Here is a 1,817-nt window from a genome sequence, read left to right as displayed (position 1 = left end):
ACCTAACTCAGTCAAGGTCAGTGTCTTACATTCAATCAGTGCCTTAGAGGCCAGCATCAAGCTGTTTAATCGTTTTAGGTGAAGTTCTGGGCAGTATTGGTGTAAAGAATGTTGTAGGATATTGGCTTCGCGCATCTTGTTGTCCAAGTGTAGTTTTTAGCGAAACCATTTGATCATGCAACAAGATGCGCTTCCACCCTAATTTGATGATTTATTTGTAAATCATCAGGGGATTCTTCAGAACTATGTAGCACGTAGGTTACTTTACGTTATAGCGTCTAGAGCCAAAAAACATCTATACATGATTTCAGAGAAAGGTCATAAAACACAACGTGGTAATTCATATCAGCCAACAAAACAACTATGAGATTTGTTATATATTTGTCCGTTACAAAACAGCCTCTGTCCTCTCATCAGAGATCTGAAATAGCTCCAACCACCAATTGCTGTATATAAGTACCAAGTAATTAAGCTATGACACAACCTAGGTCAATCCTGCTATCAAGTTGAAGTGCGAGGTAAAGCTAACTCAGGATTATTTTGAAGGATAGATTGAAGCAGAACCCTAATATTTGTCCCTATAAAATAACCACCTTTTTCTTTATATGTATGACCTATAGCTGTTAGCTTTCTATTTTTTGGTGGAAGCTCTCCTAATGATTCAGGCCAAATAAATATTCCACCACCGCTTATGCCATGTGGTAATGGAGAAATTTGTTTTTCTTTTGAAAAAGGGTTAATCGATTTTTTTCGATCAAACTTACACACAACATGGTACTTTTCAGTACAACCCAAAGTTTTATAATCATCAGCTTTGGCATGATAACTGCCGTAGGAGAACATTTCGGTTACCGCCATTCCGCCTTTGATTTTAGACTTCCTGTGAGGATAACCAGAAACACTGAACAGGGCTAAACTAGAGTACTCTGAAGCATAGTGAATTTCATGTTCTTCAATCGGTGTAAATAATGACTTTAGTTGTTCAGCAAAATCAAACTCTAATTTGAAGTAACCAACATCCATCATATCACTACTTCGGCATTGTTCAGCCTTAAAGTAAGAGTAACTCCCATCAATTTGTTGTATTTCATTTCCTTTAACTGGTACTAAAAGAGCGCCACGATTGATCTCATCAATCACATGGCCTGCTGTCAAAATAAAGTATAACCCTCTAAAATATAGGAAAACCCCAGTACCTAGTTGATAAAAATCCGTTCCATCATCTGACTCAAAAAATATAGGACATAAAGCATCTAGTTGATCATTCATATTGTCACCAAAAGTAAATCCACCACATTTTCTATCAAATTATTATATAAATAGGTTAATGCTAACCAGTAAATAATTAGGCTTGTCCGTTGCTACTCAGATTTTACTCTATAAAAGCTTTGATACTTTATCATACAACTCTCTCACCTCTTTCTGAGAGAGTTTTTCTATCTCTTTCATCAACCTATCCACCTTCGACTCTTGCACAAATGTCCCCAGTAAATGAGCCGTGGTGATCCCAAGCTCTGCCCTGACATTCTCCACATCTAAGTGGGCATAAGTGCTGGCGGTGATACTTGTAGTGGTCAAGTAAAATTGGCCACGGTTTTAGAGTCATTCCAATATAAACGTTCTGACTCATTTGGCGTTAACCCACCATTATATTGATGGGGTCTGGTCTCACTGTAGTATCCAGTGATGTAATTTGTGATCTCTTTATCTGCTTCTGTAAAATTCCCATAACCACTAGCGGGTATCCACTCAGATTTCAAACTTCTAAAGAAACGCTCCATTGGTGCGTTATCCCAACAATTCCCGCGGCGACTACT

General features: G+C 37.9%; 3 protein-coding genes and 1 pseudogene. All 4 read right to left on the bottom strand.

Annotation, left to right across the window (positions count from 1 at the left end):
- Positions 1-135: pseudogene (locus L5M10_RS23720) on the bottom strand (IS4 family transposase); the annotation flags it as partial.
- 366 nt (positions 136-501) lie between these two features.
- Positions 502-1,269, bottom strand: coding sequence for a hypothetical protein (locus L5M10_RS23715; protein WP_263256086.1), 768 nt, complete (start codon positions 1,267-1,269; stop codon positions 502-504).
- A gap of 108 nt (positions 1,270-1,377) precedes the next feature.
- On the bottom strand, positions 1,378-1,578 hold the full coding sequence (locus L5M10_RS23710) for a hypothetical protein (RefSeq protein WP_263256085.1): 201 nt from the start codon (positions 1,576-1,578) through the stop codon (positions 1,378-1,380).
- A partial coding sequence (locus L5M10_RS23705) for an integrase core domain-containing protein (RefSeq protein WP_263256084.1) occupies positions 1,575-1,817 on the bottom strand: 243 nt, incomplete at its 5' end. The genes L5M10_RS23710 and L5M10_RS23705, both read right to left, overlap by 4 nt.

The organism is Shewanella sp. SM32, assembly GCF_025654235.1.
GTDB lineage: Bacteria > Pseudomonadota > Gammaproteobacteria > Enterobacterales > Shewanellaceae > Shewanella > Shewanella oncorhynchi.
This window is presented reverse-complemented; position numbering and strand designations above follow the sequence as displayed.